The 15,918-nt window shown below is 70.8% G+C and carries 15 protein-coding genes; all 15 read right to left on the reverse strand.

Annotation, left to right across the window (positions count from 1 at the left end; all coding sequences use genetic code 11):
- Positions 1-104: 104 nt before the first annotated feature.
- The 15 genes from ACZ7P3_RS32405 to pgsA all read right to left on the reverse strand — a co-directional run bounded on the left by ACZ7P3_RS32405 (position 105) and on the right by pgsA (position 15,770).
- Positions 105-2,618: a RelA/SpoT family protein gene (locus tag ACZ7P3_RS32405; protein ID WP_472087082.1), complete on the reverse strand. Its 2,514-nt coding sequence runs from the start codon at positions 2,616-2,618 to the stop codon at positions 105-107.
- Positions 2,619-3,118: 500 nt separating this feature from the next.
- Positions 3,119-3,658: an adenine phosphoribosyltransferase gene (locus ACZ7P3_RS32410; protein WP_472087083.1), complete on the reverse strand. Its 540-nt coding sequence runs from the start codon at positions 3,656-3,658 to the stop codon at positions 3,119-3,121.
- Positions 3,655-4,764, reverse strand: a complete 1,110-nt coding sequence (secF, locus tag ACZ7P3_RS32415) for a protein translocase subunit SecF (protein ID WP_472087085.1) — start codon at positions 4,762-4,764, stop codon at positions 3,655-3,657. Before secF ends, ACZ7P3_RS32410 begins: the two co-directional genes overlap by 4 nt.
- A gap of 3 nt (positions 4,765-4,767) precedes the next feature.
- Positions 4,768-6,540, reverse strand: a complete 1,773-nt coding sequence (gene secD, locus ACZ7P3_RS32420) for a protein translocase subunit SecD (protein ID WP_472087086.1) — start codon at positions 6,538-6,540, stop codon at positions 4,768-4,770.
- A 137-nt stretch (positions 6,541-6,677) separates the two neighbouring features.
- Entirely contained in the window at positions 6,678-7,178 is a 501-nt protein-coding gene (yajC, locus tag ACZ7P3_RS32425) for a preprotein translocase subunit YajC (protein WP_472087088.1), read from the reverse strand.
- 176 nt (positions 7,179-7,354) lie between these two features.
- Entirely contained in the window at positions 7,355-8,449 is a 1,095-nt protein-coding gene (gene ruvB, locus ACZ7P3_RS32430; RefSeq protein WP_472087090.1) for a Holliday junction branch migration DNA helicase RuvB, read from the reverse strand.
- A 27-nt stretch (positions 8,450-8,476) separates the two neighbouring features.
- Positions 8,477-9,088 (reverse strand): Holliday junction branch migration protein RuvA, encoded by a 612-nt coding sequence (ruvA, locus tag ACZ7P3_RS32435; RefSeq protein ID WP_472087091.1) that lies wholly within the window; start codon positions 9,086-9,088, stop codon positions 8,477-8,479.
- Positions 9,085-9,624, reverse strand: coding sequence for a crossover junction endodeoxyribonuclease RuvC (gene ruvC, locus ACZ7P3_RS32440; protein WP_472087093.1), 540 nt, complete (start codon positions 9,622-9,624; stop codon positions 9,085-9,087). The genes ruvA and ruvC overlap by 4 nt, the downstream gene beginning before the upstream one ends.
- Before the next feature lie 131 nt (positions 9,625-9,755).
- A complete protein-coding gene (locus ACZ7P3_RS32445) occupies positions 9,756-10,508 on the reverse strand; it encodes a YebC/PmpR family DNA-binding transcriptional regulator (protein WP_472087095.1) in 753 nt (250 codons plus the stop codon).
- Positions 10,509-10,556: 48 nt separating this feature from the next.
- The gene (gene pdxT, locus ACZ7P3_RS32450; RefSeq protein ID WP_472087097.1) at positions 10,557-11,162 is read right to left on the reverse strand and encodes a pyridoxal 5'-phosphate synthase glutaminase subunit PdxT; all 606 of its coding nucleotides are present in this window, start codon (positions 11,160-11,162) and stop codon (positions 10,557-10,559) included.
- A gap of 13 nt (positions 11,163-11,175) precedes the next feature.
- Entirely contained in the window at positions 11,176-12,081 is a 906-nt protein-coding gene (gene pdxS / locus ACZ7P3_RS32455) for a pyridoxal 5'-phosphate synthase lyase subunit PdxS (protein WP_472087098.1), read from the reverse strand.
- A 134-nt stretch (positions 12,082-12,215) separates the two neighbouring features.
- Positions 12,216-12,758, reverse strand: coding sequence for a LemA family protein (locus ACZ7P3_RS32460; protein ID WP_472087100.1), 543 nt, complete (start codon positions 12,756-12,758; stop codon positions 12,216-12,218).
- Positions 12,759-12,979: 221 nt separating this feature from the next.
- Complete coding sequence (locus tag ACZ7P3_RS32465) at positions 12,980-14,140, reverse strand: glycosyltransferase family 4 protein (RefSeq protein ID WP_472087101.1); 1,161 nt, start codon at positions 14,138-14,140, stop codon at positions 12,980-12,982.
- Entirely contained in the window at positions 14,137-15,045 is a 909-nt protein-coding gene (locus ACZ7P3_RS32470) for a phosphatidylinositol mannoside acyltransferase (RefSeq protein WP_472087102.1), read from the reverse strand. Before ACZ7P3_RS32470 ends, ACZ7P3_RS32465 begins: the two co-directional genes overlap by 4 nt.
- Positions 15,042-15,770, reverse strand: a complete 729-nt coding sequence (gene pgsA / locus ACZ7P3_RS32475; protein ID WP_472087226.1) for a phosphatidylinositol phosphate synthase — start codon at positions 15,768-15,770, stop codon at positions 15,042-15,044. Before pgsA ends, ACZ7P3_RS32470 begins: the two co-directional genes overlap by 4 nt.
- Between the last annotated feature and the right edge of the window lie 148 nt (positions 15,771-15,918).

The following is a 15,918-nucleotide window of genomic DNA, read 5'->3' on the forward strand; positions in this document are numbered from 1 at the left end:
CCCACAACCGGCCCTGCGTGCCTGCGACCGGACGAGCGTCCCCACAACCGGGCCTGCCTACCGCCGGCCGTGCGTCCGCACAGCCGGCCGTGCGTTCCTGCGGTCTACGACCGGCTGCGGGCCGAGGTCACGCGGTAGACGTCGTACACGCCCTCCACGCCCCGGACGGCCTTCAGGACGTGGCCGAGGTGCTTCGGGTCGCCCATCTCGAAGGTGAAGCGGGAGGTGGCCACCCGGTCGCGGGAGGTCTGGACGGCCGCGGAGAGGATGTTGACGTGCTGGTCGGACAGGACCCGGGTGACGTCCGACAGCAGGCGCGAGCGGTCCAGGGCCTCCACCTGGATGGCGACCAGGAAGACCGAGGACTGGGTGGGTGCCCATTCGACGTCGAGGATGCGCTCCGGCTCGCGGGACAGTGACTCCACGTTGACACAGTCGCTGCGGTGAACCGATACACCGCTACCGCGCGTGACGAAGCCGATGATCGGGTCGCCGGGGACGGGCGTACAGCAGCGGGCCAGCTTGACCCAGACGTCGTCGACGCCCTTGACGACCACGCCGGGGTCGGCGCTGGAGCGGCGCTTGCGGCCGCGGGTGCGCGTGGGCGGGACGGCCTCGTCGATGTCCTCGGCGGCGGCCTCCTCGCCGCCCAGCGCGGAGACGAGCTTCTGGACGACATGCTGCGCGGAGACATGGCCCTCGCCGATCGCCGCGTAGAGCGCGGAGATGTCCGGGTAGCGCATCTCGTGCGCGAGCGTGACGAGCGAGTCGCCGGTGAGGATGCGCTGGATCGGCAGGTTCTGCTTGCGCATGGCGCGGACGATGGCGTCCTTGCCGTGCTCGATCGCCTCGTCGCGGCGCTCCTTGGAGAACCAGGCGCGGATCTTGTTGCGGGCGCGCGGCGACTTGACGAACCCGAGCCAGTCGCGGGACGGACCGGCACCGGGTGCCTTGGAGGTGAAGACCTCCACCAGGTCGCCGTTGTCCAGGGTGGATTCGAGCGGTACGAGCCTGCCGTTGACCCGTGCTCCTATGGTCCGGTGGCCGACCTCCGTGTGGACCGCGTACGCGAAGTCCACCGGCGTCGCCCCGGCCGGGAGCGCTATGACGTCGCCCTTGGGCGTGAAGACGAAGACCTCGTTGCGGGACAGGTCGAAGCGCAGGGACTCCAGGAACTCGCCCGGGTCCTCGGTCTCCTTCTGCCAGTCCAGCAGCTGGCGCAGCCACGCCATGTCGTTGAGGTGGTCGTCCTTGCCCTTGCCGGCCTTGGGCACGTCGGTGCGCACCTTGGAGGCGCCGGCGACGGCCTCCTGCTTGTACTTCCAGTGCGCGGCGATGCCGTACTCCGCGCGCCGGTGCATGTCGAAGGTGCGGATCTGCAGTTCGACCGGCTTGCCGTTGGGGCCGATGACCGTCGTGTGCAGCGACTGGTACATGTTGAACTTGGGCATCGCGATGTAGTCCTTGAACCGGCCGGGGACCGGATTCCATCGCGCGTGCACGGTGCCGAGGGCGGCGTAGCAGTCGCGGACCGTGTCGACCAGTACACGGATCCCCACCAGGTCGTAGATCTCCGCGAAGTCCCGGCCGCGGACGATCATCTTCTGGTAGACACTGTAATAGTGCTTCGGGCGCCCGGTGACGGTCGCCTTGATCCGTGCGGCACGGAGGTCGGCCTGGACCTCGTCGGTCACTATGGCGAGGTACTCGTCCCGCTTGGGCGCGCGCTCGGCCACCAGCCGCACGATCTCGTCGTACATCTTGGGGTAGAGGATCGCGAACGCGAGGTCCTCCAGCTCCCACTTGATGGTGTTCATGCCCAGGCGGTGAGCGAGCGGCGCGTAGATCTCCAGGGTCTCGCGCGCCTTCTTCTCCTGCTTCTCGCGCTTGAGGTAGCGCATGGTGCGCATGTTGTGCAGACGGTCGGCGAGCTTGATGACCAGGACACGAGGGTCCTTGGCCATGGCTACGACCATCTTGCGCACGGTCTCGGCCTGCGCGGCCTCGCCGAACTTGACCTTGTCCAGCTTGGTGACGCCGTCGACGAGGAGCGCCACGACGTCGCCGAAGTCGCGGCGCAGGTCGTCCAGGCCGTACTCGGTGTCCTCGACGGTGTCGTGCAGCAGGCCTGCCATCAGCGTGGCCGGATCCATGCCCAGCTCGGCAAGGATGGTGGTGACGGCGAGCGGGTGCGTGATGTACGGATCGCCGCTCTTGCGCTTCTGGCCCCGGTGCCAGCGCTCGGCGACCTGGTAGGCGCGCTCGATCTGCCGCAGCGTCGAGTTCTCGATCTTCGGATCGTTGCTGCGCACTATCCGCAGCAGCGGCTCCAGCACGGGGTTGTACGGGTTCGCGCGCTGGACGCCGAGGCGGGCGAGGCGGGCGCGGACGCGGTTGGAGGAGCCGGTGCGGGCGGGCTGGCCGGCAGCGGGGCGCACGGGCGCAGCAGGTTTGGGACGTGCGGTCTCGGCCGCCTTCTCGACGGGCGCGGACTGGGCGTGCTCGACCGTCCCGCGGGGGTCGTTCTTCGCGTGGGACGCGTTCGGCGCGGGCTTGGCCGCGGGCGCCGAGCCGGGCTCGGGCTTCGCGGCGGTCAGTGGCTGGGCCTCGTCTGGCAAGAGGGCTCCTCGTGCACGATCCGGGTCCCCCGGTCAGGCTCCGGAGACCCCATGGTATCGATCCTGCGCCCGGTCATCGCCTTCAGGCGACCGAGAGCACCGTCCACCGCTGAAACACCCGGGGCTGCCGGGGGATTCCAGGGGGCTTCGCCGGGGTGTTCTCGGGGTGACCGCGAAGTGTCGCGCCGGGGCCCTGAGACGACCGCACGACGCCGAACGCCGACACGGAAGGCGACCACTGGGCCGCGGGCGCCGACGGCGGCGGTGACCCTATGGAGGGCCACCCGCGGGTGGCCACGAGACCCGCACGGGTGGTGCGGGCGCGGGTGGTGCGGGTGCGGGTGGTGCGGGTGCGGGTGGTGCGGGTGCGGGTGCTGGTGCCGGTCCGGTGCCGATGCGGGTGGTGCCGGTGGTACCGGTGGTGTGGGCGGGAAAGACGGAGCGGCCGGAGGGGGAGCCGAGGTCACTCGGTCCGCCGACGGCCGCTCCGTACTCAGAACTCAGATCCGCAGCAGCGCCTGAAGCGGTGCACCGCTCAGCGCGGGCTCCAGACGGGCCCGGCCGCCCAGGAAACCCAGCTCCATGAGGACCGCGAGGCCCGAGACCTCGGCGCCGGCCCGGTGGATCAGCTGGATCGCGGCCTCGGCGGTACCGCCCGTGGCCAGCACGTCGTCCACGATCAGCACACGGTCCCCGGAGGACAGGTCCTCCGCGTGCACCTCGATCTCCGCCGAGCCGTACTCCAGGTCGTACGCCTGCCGGAGCGTCGCCCCCGGCAGCTTGCCCGCCTTGCGGACCGGGATGAACCCGAGGCCGGCCCGGACCGCGACCGGCGCGCCCAGGATGAACCCCCGGGCCTCCAGGCCGACGACCTTGGTCGCACCGGTGCTCGCGGCGATCTCGGCGAGCGTGTCGGTGAGGGCCGTGAAGGCCGCCGGGTCCGCCAGGAGCGGTGTGATGTCCTTGAACATCACGCCCGGCTCCGGGTAGTCGGCCACATCACGGATGCGGCTGAGCAGCAGTTCCTCGATGTCGGTCATCGGCGCTTCCCGGAGGGGCGGCCACGGCCCCGGCTGCGGGACGCGGGCTGGTTGCGCGGACCCACCACGGCGGGAGCGGCGTCGTCGGGCTCGTCGCCCGCGTCGGACCGTGTCTCCACGAGGTCCTCCTCGGCCGCGGCCTGGGCACGCTTGGCCAGGACCCGCTTCTTGAGCGCCTTCATCGCCGGCTCGCGCTCCTTGAGGTCGGCGACGAGCGGCGTGGCGATGAAGATCGAGGAGTACGCACCGGCCGCGAGGCCGACGAACAGCGACAGCGAGATGTCGTTCAGCGTGCCGGCGCCGAGGAAGCCGCCGCCGATGAAGAGCAGACCCGCAACCGGCAGCAGGGCGACCACGGTGGTGTTGATGGAGCGGACCAGCGTGCCGTTGATCGACCGGTTGGCGATGTCGCTGTACGTCCAGCGGGACTGCTTGGTGATGTCCTTCGTCTGCTCCTTGAGGCTGTCGAAGACGACGACCGTGTCGTAGAGCGAGTAACCGAGGATCGTCAGCAGACCGATGACCGTACCGGGCGTGACCTCGAAGCCGACGAGGGCGTAGATACCGGTCGTGATGGTGATGTCGTGGATCAGCGCGACGAGCGCGGCGATGGCCATGCGCCACTCGAAGGCGATCGCCAGGTAGATCACCACGAGCACCATGAAGATCGCCAGACCCTCCCAGGCCTTGTTGGCGATCTGCTCACCCCAGCTCGGGCCGACCAGGTCGGCTGCGAGCTTCTCCGGGTTGAGGTTCAGGTCCTTGGCCAGTGTCTGCTTGATCTGGTCGGACTTGTCGGTGTCGATGCCGGCGATCTGGATGCGCAGGCTGCCGTTGCCGAGCTTCTGCACGACCGCTTCGTGGCCGGAGGCGTCCTTCGCGTACTCCTCCGCCTTCGCCACCGACGTGCTCATCTTCGTCGGCGTCGTGAAGACCGCTCCGCCCTGGAACTCGATGCCCATGTTCAGGCCGCGCACCGACAGGCCGAGGATGGCCGTGATGGTGATCAGGATGGAGACGCCGTACCAGATCTTGCGCTTGCCGACGAAGTCGTAGCTGATCTCACCACGGTGCAGTCGGGCGCCGAGGCTGCCGAGTTTCGACATCGCTCACGCTTCCTTCGGGTCGACAGGGCCGGCGGCGGGACCGGCGGGACGGCGGGTACGGCGCAGCGGCGGCTTGGCGCCCAGGCCCTTCGGGTCGAGTCCGGACCACTTGTGGCCGTTCGCGAAGAATTTGCGGCGCGCGAGAAGCGTCATCAGCGGCTTGGTGAAGAAGAAGACGACGACCACGTCGAGCACGGTGGTCAGGCCGAGCGTGAACGCGAAGCCCTGCACCTTGCCGACGGTCACGATGAACAGCACCGCAGCGGCGAGGAACGACACGAAGTCGGAGACCAGGATGGTGCGCCGGGCGCGCGGCCAGGCCCGCTCGACGGCGGGACGCAGCGTGCGGCCCTCGCGGATCTCGTCCCGGATGCGCTCGAAGTACACGATGAACGAGTCCGCGGTGATACCGATGGCCACGATGGCACCGCAGACCGCCGGCAGGTTCAGGGCGAAGTGGATGGCCGGGCCCAGGAGCGCCATGATCACGTAGGTGAGGACCGCGGAGACCAGCAGTGAGGCCATCGCCACGATCGACAGGCCCCGGTAGTAGGCGATCAGGTAGATCACGACCAGGGCGAGGCCGATCGCGCCGGCGAGCAGACCGGCGTGCAGCTGCTCACCGCCGAGCGCCGCGGTCACCGTGGTGACGGTGTCCTCCTTGAAGGACAGCGGGAGGGCACCGTACGACAGCATGTTGGCGAGGCTCTGCGCCTCCTGCTGCGTGAAGTGGCCGGAGATCTCCGCCTGGCCGCCGGTGATGGCGTTCTGCACGAACGGGCTGGAGACGACCTGGCCGTCGAGGACGATGCCGAACTCGTTCTGCGGCTGCTGGTTCTTGGCCAGCTGGCCGGTGATGTCCGCGAACTTCTTCGATCCGCTGCCGGTGAAGGTCATCTGGACCTGCCAGCCGGAGGCGCCCTGGGTGTCGAAGACCGCCTGGGCCTTCTTCACCTCGGTGCCGTCCACGCCGGCCGGGCCGAGGACGTACTTGTACCAGACCTTGTCGACCTGACCGCAGGCCACGGTGGGCTCGCCGGGCTTGGCGCTCGTGCCGGCCTTGGCGCGCTCGGCGGGCTTGGCGCAGTTCAGGGCGGCGTACTGGGCCTGGAGCTTGCCGGCGTCGGCGCTGGCGCCGGAGGACGAGGCGGACGGACTCGGAGAGGACGTACCGCTCGGGGAGCCGGAGGGCGACGGCGTGGCGTCAGCCTTCAGGGCGTCGGTGACCGCGCGGCCCTGGGAGGTGGCGGTGGCCGTCGGGGACGCGCTGGAGGACGAGGAGGCCTTCTGCTTGCCGGAGGCGCTGCTCGACGGGCTCGGCGAGCTGCTGCCACTGGAGGAAGCGCTCGGCGAGGGGCTCGGCGCGGCGGCGCCGCTGGGCTCGCTGGCGAGGACCGGGCGGAAGTACAGCTTGGCGGTGGTGCCGACCTGCTGCTGGGCTTCCTTGGAGTTGGTGCCCTTGGGGATGTTCACGATGATGTGGTCGGTCCCCTGGGTCTGCACCTCCGCCTCGGAGACGCCCAGGCCGTTGACACGGCGGTCCATGATGTCGACCGCGGTGTCCATGTTGGCCTTGTTGATCGCGGACCCCTGGTCGGCCTTCGCCTTGAGCGTGATGCTCGTGCCACCGGCGAGGTCGATACCGAGACGCGGAGTGGTGTGCCCGGAGGCGAACATCCCTCCGGTCAGCGCCACGATGGCGATCAGGATGAGGGCCAGCGAGCGCCCTGGCTTGCTCTGGGCGCTCGCGCTCCGGCCCTTCTTAGGTGCTGCCACCTTTTCGTACTCCCTCTCGGGCCGCCCCGCGCCCGGCGCGGTCGGCCATCACATGGTGTCGGGCTCCCCTGCGGGAAACAGACGCGCCCGGGGTGCGCGGGGCGCGATCGGACCGCGCCGCACACCCCGGGTCGTGACTACTTCGCGTCGGAGTCGCCGTCGGTCTTCTTCGGCTCTTCGTCCGCCTTGGCCTCGGCGGCCTCGGCCGCATCGGTCTTGTCCTCGACGGCGTCCTTCTTACCGAGGTCGACGGCCTTGTCGTCGGAGGCGGCGGCAGGCTCGTCGGCGGCGTCGGACTCGGTGAGGGAGGAGGCGTCGTCCGGGACGATGTCGGCGTCGGACTTCAGGTCGTGCTCGATGCCGTGCACGATGCGGTTGTACTCGTCGTCAGTGAGCACGGCGCCGATCGCGTTCTTGGCGAAGAGAAGGTCGACACCAGGGGCGGCGTCGAGGAGGACTGTGTCCTCGTTGACCTCCTTGACCGTCGCGTACATCCCCCCGATCGTGCGGACACCGGATCCGGGCTGCATCTCGTTCCGCATGGAGGCGGCCTGCTGCTGCTTCTTCTTGGCCGAGCGTGTCATCAGGAACATGGCCGCGATGAGCACAATGAAAGGGAGAATGGTAAAGGCATTCACGGGACGGAATTTCCTTCGCGCGACCGCGCGCTGAGCGGCCTGATGGATGGGGGTCGGTCGGCGCCACCCGCAAGGGCGGCATCGGCGGAGTCTAAGCGAGTCCGCGCGCATGGAACAACGCTCAGCATGGCACCTGGGTTCCTGCACCCGCCAATGCCCTCGCCGTCACGAAGCCATCACGCCCCGAACAGGTCCTGTTGTCCGTTTCCCCCAGCTGACGAGCGGGGCGGGGTCAGACCGAGATGCGCCCATGCCGCAGGAGTGGCCACCCTGCCGCGTGGGGTACGGGCGAGCAGACCCTCGCGTACCAGGAAGGGCTCGGCCACCTCCTCGACGGTCTCCCGCTCCTCCCCCACCGCGACGGCGAGCGTGGACAGGCCGACCGGGCCGCCGCCGAACAGTTTCAGCAGCGCCTCCAGCACGGCCCGGTCGAGGCGGTCGAGGCCGCGCGCGTCGACCTCGTAGACCGCGAGGGCGGCCGCGGCGATCTCGCGGGTGATGAAGCCGTCCGCCTTGACCTGCGCATAGTCGCGCACGCGGCGCAGCAGGCGGTTGGCAATCCGGGGCGTGCCGCGGGAGCGGCCGGCGATCTCTGCGGCGCCGTCCGGCTCGATCGCGACGTCGAGCAGGCTCGCCGAGCGGTGCACGACCCGCTCCAGCTCGGCGGGCCCGTAGAACTCCATGTGTCCGGTGAAGCCGAAGCGGTCGCGCAGCGGGGGCGGCAGCAGGCCCGCGCGGGTGGTGGCGCCGACCAGGGTGAACGGGGGCAGCTCCAGGGGGATGGCGGTGGCGCCGGGGCCCTTGCCGACGATCACGTCGACGCGGAAGTCCTCCATGGCCATGTACAGCATCTCCTCGGCGGGCCGCGACATGCGGTGGATCTCGTCGAGGAAGAGGACCTCTCCCTCCTGGAGGGAGGAGAGGATCGCGGCGAGGTCGCCGGCGTGCTGGATGGCGGGGCCGGAGGTGATGCGGATGGGGGCGCCCATCTCGGCGGCGATGATCATCGACAGCGTGGTCTTGCCGAGGCCGGGCGCGCCGGAGAGCAGGACATGGTCGGCGGTCGCACCCCGCGCGCGCGCGGCCCGCAGGACGAGGTCGAGTTGTTCGCGGACCTTCTCCTGGCCGATGAACTCGCCGAGGTCCTTGGGCCGCAGGGCGGCCTCCACGGCCTGGTCCTCCCCGTCGGCGGCAGAGCCCACCAGCCGCTCCGCGGCGGGGCCGACGAGCCGCTCCTCGGCGGAGGCGTCGGTCGTCTCGTCCCAGTTCACTCAAGATCTCCTTGCGGGCGGCGCAGGTCAGCGGGCTCGGTTCAGGGTCTGCAGGGCGGCCTTCAGCAGCTGGCCCACCTGGGGCGTGCCGCCCGCCGCCTCGGCCTGCGGGGCGACGGCGACGACCGCCTCCTCGGCCTCGCGGGTGGCATAGCCCAGGCCGACGAGGGCCGCGTGCAGCTGGTCGCGCCAGCCCTGGGTCACCGGGGCGGCGACCGCGGGGGCGGCACCACCGGTGGGGGCGCCGAGCCGGTCCTTCAGCTCCAGCAGCAGCTTCTGCGCGCCCTTCTTGCCGATGCCGGGGACGGCGGTGAGGGCCTTCTCGTCCGCGGTGGCGACGGCACGGCGCAGCGCGTCCGGGGTGTGCACGGCGAGCATCGCCTGGGCCAGGCGCGGGCCGACTCCGCTCGCGGTCTGCAGCAGCTCGAAGGTCTGGCGCTCGTCGTCGTCCGCGAAGCCGTACAGGGTCAGCGAGTCCTCGCGCACGACCAGGGAGGTGTGCAGCTTGGCGAGCCGGCCGACGCGGAGCGTCGACAGCGTGTTCGGCGTGCACTGGACGGCCATGCCGACACCGCCGACCTCGACGACGGCTGCGTCGGGGGCGAGGGCGGCGACCGGTCCGCTGACGAAGGCGATCATGCCGTACGGCCTTTCGTTGCGTTGGCGGTGTGCAGGGCGACGGCCTGCTGGAGCCGGTTCTGGGCGGGGGCGCGCCAGATGTGGCAGATGGCGAGCGCGAGGGCGTCGGCGGCGTCGGCGGGCCTGGGCGGTGCGGCGAGCCGGAGCAGCCGGGTGACCATGGCGCCGACCTGGGCCTTGTCCGCGCGGCCGTTGCCGGTGACGGCGGCCTTGACCTCGCTGGGGGTGTGCAGGGTGACCGGGAGGCCGCGTCGGGCGGCGCACAGCATCGCGACGGCGCTGACCTGGGCGGTGCCCATCACCGTGCGCACATTGTGCTGGCTGAAGACGCGTTCCACCGCGACGATCTCGGGCCGGTGCTCGTCCAGCCACCGTTCGATGCCCTCTTCGGCGGCGAGCAGACGCAGGCTCAACTCGGCGTCCACGGGGGTCCGTACGACCCCGACGCCGAGCATGGTGAGCGGGCGGCCCGCGACCCCCTCGACGACGCCGACACCGCACCGCGTCAGTCCGGGGTCCACCCCCAGTACGCGCACCGCGCCCCCTCCCATCCCCTCTGCGATCTCCGGTTGACGCCAGGCTAACGGCTGCCACCGACAACGACGGCGGGCCGGTGGGACGTGTCCCACCCGGCCCGCCGGAGAACCTGCTGTGCCCGCGGCTGCGCTCAGGCGTCGACCTTTTCCATGATCTCGTCGCTGACGTCGAAGTTGGCGAACACGTTCTGCACGTCGTCGCTGTCCTCGAGCGCGTCGATCAGCTTGAAGATCTTCTTGGCGCCGTCCTCGTCCAGCTCGACCTGGACGGACGGCACGAAGCTGGACTCGGCGGAGTCGTAGTCGATGCCGGCCTCCTGGAGGGCGGTGCGCACCGCGACCAGGTCGGTGGCCTCGCTGATGACCTCGAAGGTCTCGCCGAGGTCGTTGACCTCCTCGGCGCCCGCCTCCAGGACGGCACCGAGGACGTCGTCCTCGGACAGCTCGCCCTTGGGGACGATGACGACGCCCTTGCGGCTGAACATGTACGACACCGAGCCCGGGTCGGCCATGTTGCCGCCGTTGCGGGTCATGGCCACGCGGACGTCGGAGGCGGCGCGGTTGCGGTTGTCGGTCAGGCACTCGATGAGCACGGCGACGCCGCTGGGGCCGTAACCCTCGTACATGATCGTCTCGTAGTCGGCGCCGCCGGCCTCGAGACCGCCACCGCGCTTGATGGCGGAGTCGATGTTCTTGTTCGGGACCGACTGCTTCTTGGCCTTCTGAACGGCGTCGTAGAGGGTCGGGTTGCCCTCCAGGTCGACGCCGCCCATCCGCGCCGCGACCTCGATGTTCTTGATCAGCTTCGCGAAGAGCTTGCCGCGCTTGGCGTCGATCACGGCCTTCTTGTGCTTCGTCGTGGCCCATTTAGAGTGGCCGGACATCTGCCTGTCTCCTTCGCGTAACCCATCTATGAACGAACGCCAGAGATCCTACAAGGACTCCGGTGTCCGATTGGCGCGCACCATGTCGACGAACAGGGAGTGCACGCGATGGTCGCCGGTCAGTTCCGGGTGGAACGACGTGGCGAGCGCGTTGCCCTGGCGGACCGCGACGATGTGGCCTTCGTGCTCGGCGAGCACCTCGGCCTCGGCCCCCACGGACTCGACCCACGGGGCGCGGATGAAGACGCCCTCTACAGGATCGCCCGCGACTCCCTTGACGGCGACCGCCGCCTCGAACGACTCGTTCTGCCGTCCGAAGGCGTTGCGGCGCACGATCATGTCGATCCCGCCGATCGTCTCCTGGCCCGAACGCGGGTCGAGGATCTTGTCGGCGAGCATGATCATGCCGGCGCAGGTGCCGTAGACGGGCAGACCGGCCCGCACGCGCGCGCGGAGGGGTTCCATCACTCCGAAGAGGACGGCCAGCTTGGAGATGGTGGTGGACTCGCCGCCGGGCAGCACGAGGCCGTCGACCTCGGCGAGTTCCTCGGGGCGCCGCACCGGCCTGGCCACGGCGTCGGCCGCGGCCAGGGCGATGAGGTGCTCCCGTACGTCGCCCTGGAGGGCCAGGACGCCTATGACGGGGGTGTTCATGTGCTCCGGTGCCTTACCAGCCGCGGTTCGCGTAGCGCTCGGCCTCGGGGAGGGTGTCGCAGTTGATGCCGACCATGGCCTCGCCGAGGTTGCGGGACGCGTCCGCGATGATCTTGGGGTCGTCGTAGAAGGTGGTGGCCTTCACGATGGCGGCGGCGCGCTTGGCCGGGTCGCCGGACTTGAAGATGCCGGAGCCGACGAAGACGCCCTCGGCGCCGAGCTGGCGCATCAGGGCCGCGTCGGCCGGGGTGGCCACGCCACCGGCGGAGAAGAGGACCACCGGGAGCTTGCCCAGCTCGGCGACCTCCTTGACCAGCTCGTACGGGGCGCGCAGGTCCTTGGCGGCGGCGTACAGCTCGTTGTTGTCGAAGCCGCGCAGCTTGGCGATCTCGTTCTTGATCTGGCGCAGGTGACGGACGGCCTCGACGACGTTGCCGGTGCCGGCCTCGCCCTTGGAGCGGATCATGGCCGCACCCTCGGCGATGCGGCGCAGGGCCTCGCCCAGGTTGGTGGCACCGCAGACGAAGGGGGTGGTGAAGGCCCACTTGTCGGAGTGGTTGACCTCGTCGGCCGGGGTGAGGACCTCGGACTCGTCGATGTAGTCGACGCCGAGGGACTGCAGCACCTGGGCCTCGACGAAGTGGCCGATGCGGGACTTGGCCATGACCGGGATGGATACGGCCTCGATGATGCCCTCGATCATGTCCGGGTCGGACATGCGGGCCACGCCGCCGTCCTTGCGGATGTCGGCCGGGACCCGCTCCAGGGCCATGACCGCGACGGCGCCCGCGTCCTCGGCGATCTTCGCCTGCTCCGGTGTGACGACGTCCATGATCACGCCGCCCTTGAGCTGCTCGGCCATGCCGCGCTTCACGCGGGCGGTGCCGGTCTCGGGAGCCTGGTTCTCGATGGTGGACACGGGTGACCTCACTGAAGGGAAAGAGGGTTTGTGCACCCCGGAAGGGGTTTCTGCACCCCAGAGGAAACGCGAGTGGACCAGGCCACAGCAAGGGCCAATGGAAAGCCGGTGGATCCTTTTGGTCCACCGGGCGTTCAGGCGGCCCGCTCCACCAGGGCCGCGGGCGGCTCGTCGTCCATCTCGAAGGCCAGCGGGAACGGGGCGTGGCCGGCCAGCCGGAACCAGCGCACCTTGCGGTGCTCCCGGAGCCTGCGGGCGGCCCCCACGGCGTCGTTGTGGAAGCGCCGGGCCATCGGCACCCTGCGGACCGCCTCGGCCAGCTCACGGGCCGCCTCCTCGCCGCCCGGGGCCTCCCGGACGGCCTCGACCTGCAGCGGATCCCCGAAGACCGCCCGCAGGGCCTGGCTCAGCTCGCTCTCCGCCACCTCGCGCTGCTCCTCCTCGGCCTGCCGGGCGGCGTGCGCGGCCTCGTAGAGCACGATCGAGGCGGCCGGGTCCAGCACGCCCGAGGTCGCCAGTTCCTGCGTCACGGAGGCCCGCCGCAGCAACTGCGCGTCGAGTGCGGCCCGCGCCGCGTCCATCCGCACGTGCAGCCGGTCCAGCCGTCCGGCCGTCCAGCTCAGGTACAGGCCGATGGCGACGAGCGCGACAAGGATCCAGATCAGGGTTGCGGTCACGGGCGAAGGCTATCGGGGTGCCGCGGCGGGCCCGAAGCCGTCGGCATCCGGATCCGGGTCGGTCCCGCGCCGGCCCGAGGCCGTCAGCACCTGGATCCGGGCCTGCCGGGCGCCGGGCCGGTCCGCGCCCGCAAGCCGTGCCGCGGCGGGCCCGAAACCGCCGCCATCCGGATCCGGGTCGGTCCCGCGCCGGCCCGAGGCCGTCGGCACCTGGATCCGGGTCAGTCGCGGGCCAGCCCGAAGCGTGCCCGCAGGCCCGACCGCTCGTCCGTGGCCACCGCGGCCGTGCCGGTCGTGACCGTCTCGTAGACCGACAGGATGTCCGCGCCGACGGTCGACCAGTCGAAGCGCCGCACGTGGGCGCTGCCCCGCTCGCGCAGTTCGGCCCGCCGGACCGGGTCGGCGAGCAGGCGTACGGCCGCCTCGGCCAGCGCGTCGGCGTCCTCGTTGGCGAAGACCTCGCCGGCCGCGCCCTGGTCGAGGACCTGGACGAAGGCGTCCAGGTCGGAGGCGAGCACGGGGGCACCCGCCGACATGGCCTCGACGAGGATGATGCCGAAACTCTCGCCGCCGGTGTTGGGCGCGATGTACAGGTCGACGCTGCGCAGGAAGCGCGCCTTGTCCTCGTCGCTGACCATGCCGAGGAACTCGACGCGGGAGCGCAGTTCACGGGGCAGGTCCTCGACGGCCGCCTCCTCGTCGCCGCGCCCCGCGATCAGCAGACGCGCCTGCGGGCGGGCGGCGAAGATCTTCGGCAGGGCCTTCATCAGCACCGGCAGGCCCTTGCGGGGCTCGTCGATGCGGCCGATGAAGCCGATCGTGTCGCCCTGCCACTCCGGGTTGGGCTCGGCCCGGGCGAAGAAGTCGACGTCGACCCCGTTGGGGATGACCACCGCGTCGCCGCCCAGGTGCTCGACCAGGGTGCGGCGGGCGTACTCGCTGACCGCGATGCGCGCGCTGATCTTCTCCAGCGCGGCCTGCAGGATGGCGTACGCGGCGATCATCGCGCGCGAGCGGGGGTTGGAGGTGTGGAAGGTGGCCACGATGGGGCCCTGGGCGGCCCAGCAGGTCAGCAGGCCGAGCGACGGGGAGGTCGGCTCGTGGATGTGGACCACGTCGAACGCGCCGTCGTGCAGCCAGCGCCGCACCCGCGCGGCCGACAGGAAACCGAAGTTCAGCCGGGCCACCGACCCGTTGTAGGGCACCGGGACCGCACGGCCGGCCGAGACGACGTACGGCGGCAGCGGGGTGTCGTCGTCGGCGGGGGCGAGGACGGAGACCTCGTGGCCGAGACGGATGAAGTACTCGGCGAGGTCGCGGATGTGGAACTGGACGCCACCGGGCACGTCCCAGGAGTACGGGCAGACGATCCCGATTCTCACGAGGGTCCCTTCGCGGGGTCGAGGTCGGCGAGCCACAGGCGCTGGAGCATGTGCCAGTCCTCCGGATGATCGGCGATGCCGGTGGCGAAGGCATCGGCCAGCGACTGTGTCATGACAGACGTCCGCTCGGCCCGCGTACCTGACTCCGGTACCTCGATCGGGGGGTGGACCTGCCCCTTCATCACGGGCGAGTCGTCGTACCAGAGCGTGACGGGCAGCAGCAGCGCTCCGGTCTGCTGGGCGAGGAGGGCCGGGCCCGCGGGCATCCGGGCCCGGTCGCCGAAGAAGTCGACCTCCACACCGGAGGCGGACAGGTCGCGGTCGGCGACCAGGCAGACCAGGCCGCCGTCGCGCAGCCGCCGGGCCAGGGTGCCGAAGGCGCTGCCGCCGCTGTGCGGCAGGACCTCCATGCCGAGGCCCTCGCGGTAGGCGACGAAGCGGTCGTAGAGCGTCTCGGGCTTCAGCCGCTCGGCGACCGTGGTGAACGGCGTCTCCAGCCTGGTGGTGACCCAGGCGCCGGCCAGGTCCCAGTTGGCCAGGTGCGGCAGGGCGAGGATCACACCCCGGGGGGAGGCGATCCCGTCGGTCAGGTGGTGCACGTCCTTGCACTCGAAGCCCGTCTTCACGCGCTCGGCGCTCCAGGCGGGCAGCCGGAAGGACTCCATCCAGTACCGCAGGTACGAGCGCATGCCCGCGCGGGAGAGCTCGGCGAGGCGCTCGGGGGTGGCGTCCGGCACCACGCGCGCGTAGTTCGCCTCCAGCCGCTGCACCCCCTTGCCGCGCCGCTTCCAGGCGAGGTCGGCGATGGTCTGCCCGAGGCGGACCGCGGCGGGTTCGGGGAGCTTCTTGACGGTGCCCCAGCCGAGGCCGTACAGCGCGTCGGTGAGCCGGTCGGCGGTGCTCACTTCGCCGCCTCGCTCCCCTGGGACGCGTTGTGCTCCGCCGCCGCCTCGGCCTCGGCGGACTCGCGGCGGACGGTGACGACCCGCTGGATCAGCGTGACCAGGCTGCCGACGGCGACGATCCACAGGGCGATCGGCAGCAGCCACTGGATGCCGGGCACACCGAACGTGTGCAGACCGGCGAGACCGGCCGCGACCAGCGAGATCACCAGGCGCTCCGCGCGCTCGACGAGCCCGTTGACGGCGACCGGCAGTCCGATCGACTCGCCGCGTGCCTTGGTGTACGAGACCACCTGGCCGCTGGCCAGGCAGAAGATCGAGACGGCGCACAGGGCGTTGTTGTCGCCGTTGCCCGCGTACCAGAGCGCGAAGCCGCCGAAGATCGCGCCGTCGGCGACCCGGTCCAGGGTGGAGTCCAGGAAGGCGCCCCAGCGGCTGGTGCGGCCCAGCTGGCGCGCCATGTTGCCGTCGACCAGGTCGGAGAAGACGAACAGCGTGATCACGACCGTGCCCCAGAAGAACTCCCCCCGGGGGTAGAAGACCAGCGCGCCCGCGACCACACCGGCCGTGCCGAGGAGCGTCACCGTGTCGGGGCTGACCCCCCGCCGGATGAGAAACGCGGCGAACGGTGTGAGGACACGCGTGAAGAATGCACGCGCGTACTTGTTCAGCATGGCCTTCCCGACGGTCGGTGTCGCCGCGGCCCTGGTGACCACCGGCTGGCCCATCGTAGCCACGCGCGCGTGTGCGTGACGGGCGGGCCACCCGCAGCCGTGCCCCGATCCGGCGCGCACCGCACCCTGGGGGCGCCGGTGGCGCGATCGGCGTCCGTCGTATGGACGCAGCATGACGGGAGTGGAAAGCTCGAAGGACCGC

The sequence above is a fragment of the Streptomyces sp. NPDC107581 genome (assembly GCF_055657175.1).

What these genes read in the sequence shown, in the direction of transcription:
- secF (WP_472087085.1), bottom strand. Translation starts at nt 4,764, where the DNA reads ATGTCGAAACTCGGCAGCCTCGGCGCCCGACTGCACCGTGGTGAGATC.
- ruvA (WP_472087091.1), bottom strand. Translation starts at nt 9,088, where the DNA reads ATGATCGCCTTCGTCAGCGGACCGGTCGCCGCCCTCGCCCCCGACGCA.
- pgsA (WP_472087226.1), bottom strand. Translation starts at nt 15,770, where the DNA reads ATGGGCCAGCCGGTGGTCACCAGGGCCGCGGCGACACCGACCGTCGGG.
- pdxT (WP_472087097.1), bottom strand. Translation starts at nt 11,162, where the DNA reads ATGAACACCCCCGTCATAGGCGTCCTGGCCCTCCAGGGCGACGTACGG.
- ACZ7P3_RS32410 (WP_472087083.1), bottom strand. Translation starts at nt 3,658, where the DNA reads ATGACCGACATCGAGGAACTGCTGCTCAGCCGCATCCGTGATGTGGCC.
- ACZ7P3_RS32445 (WP_472087095.1), bottom strand. Translation starts at nt 10,508, where the DNA reads ATGTCCGGCCACTCTAAATGGGCCACGACGAAGCACAAGAAGGCCGTG.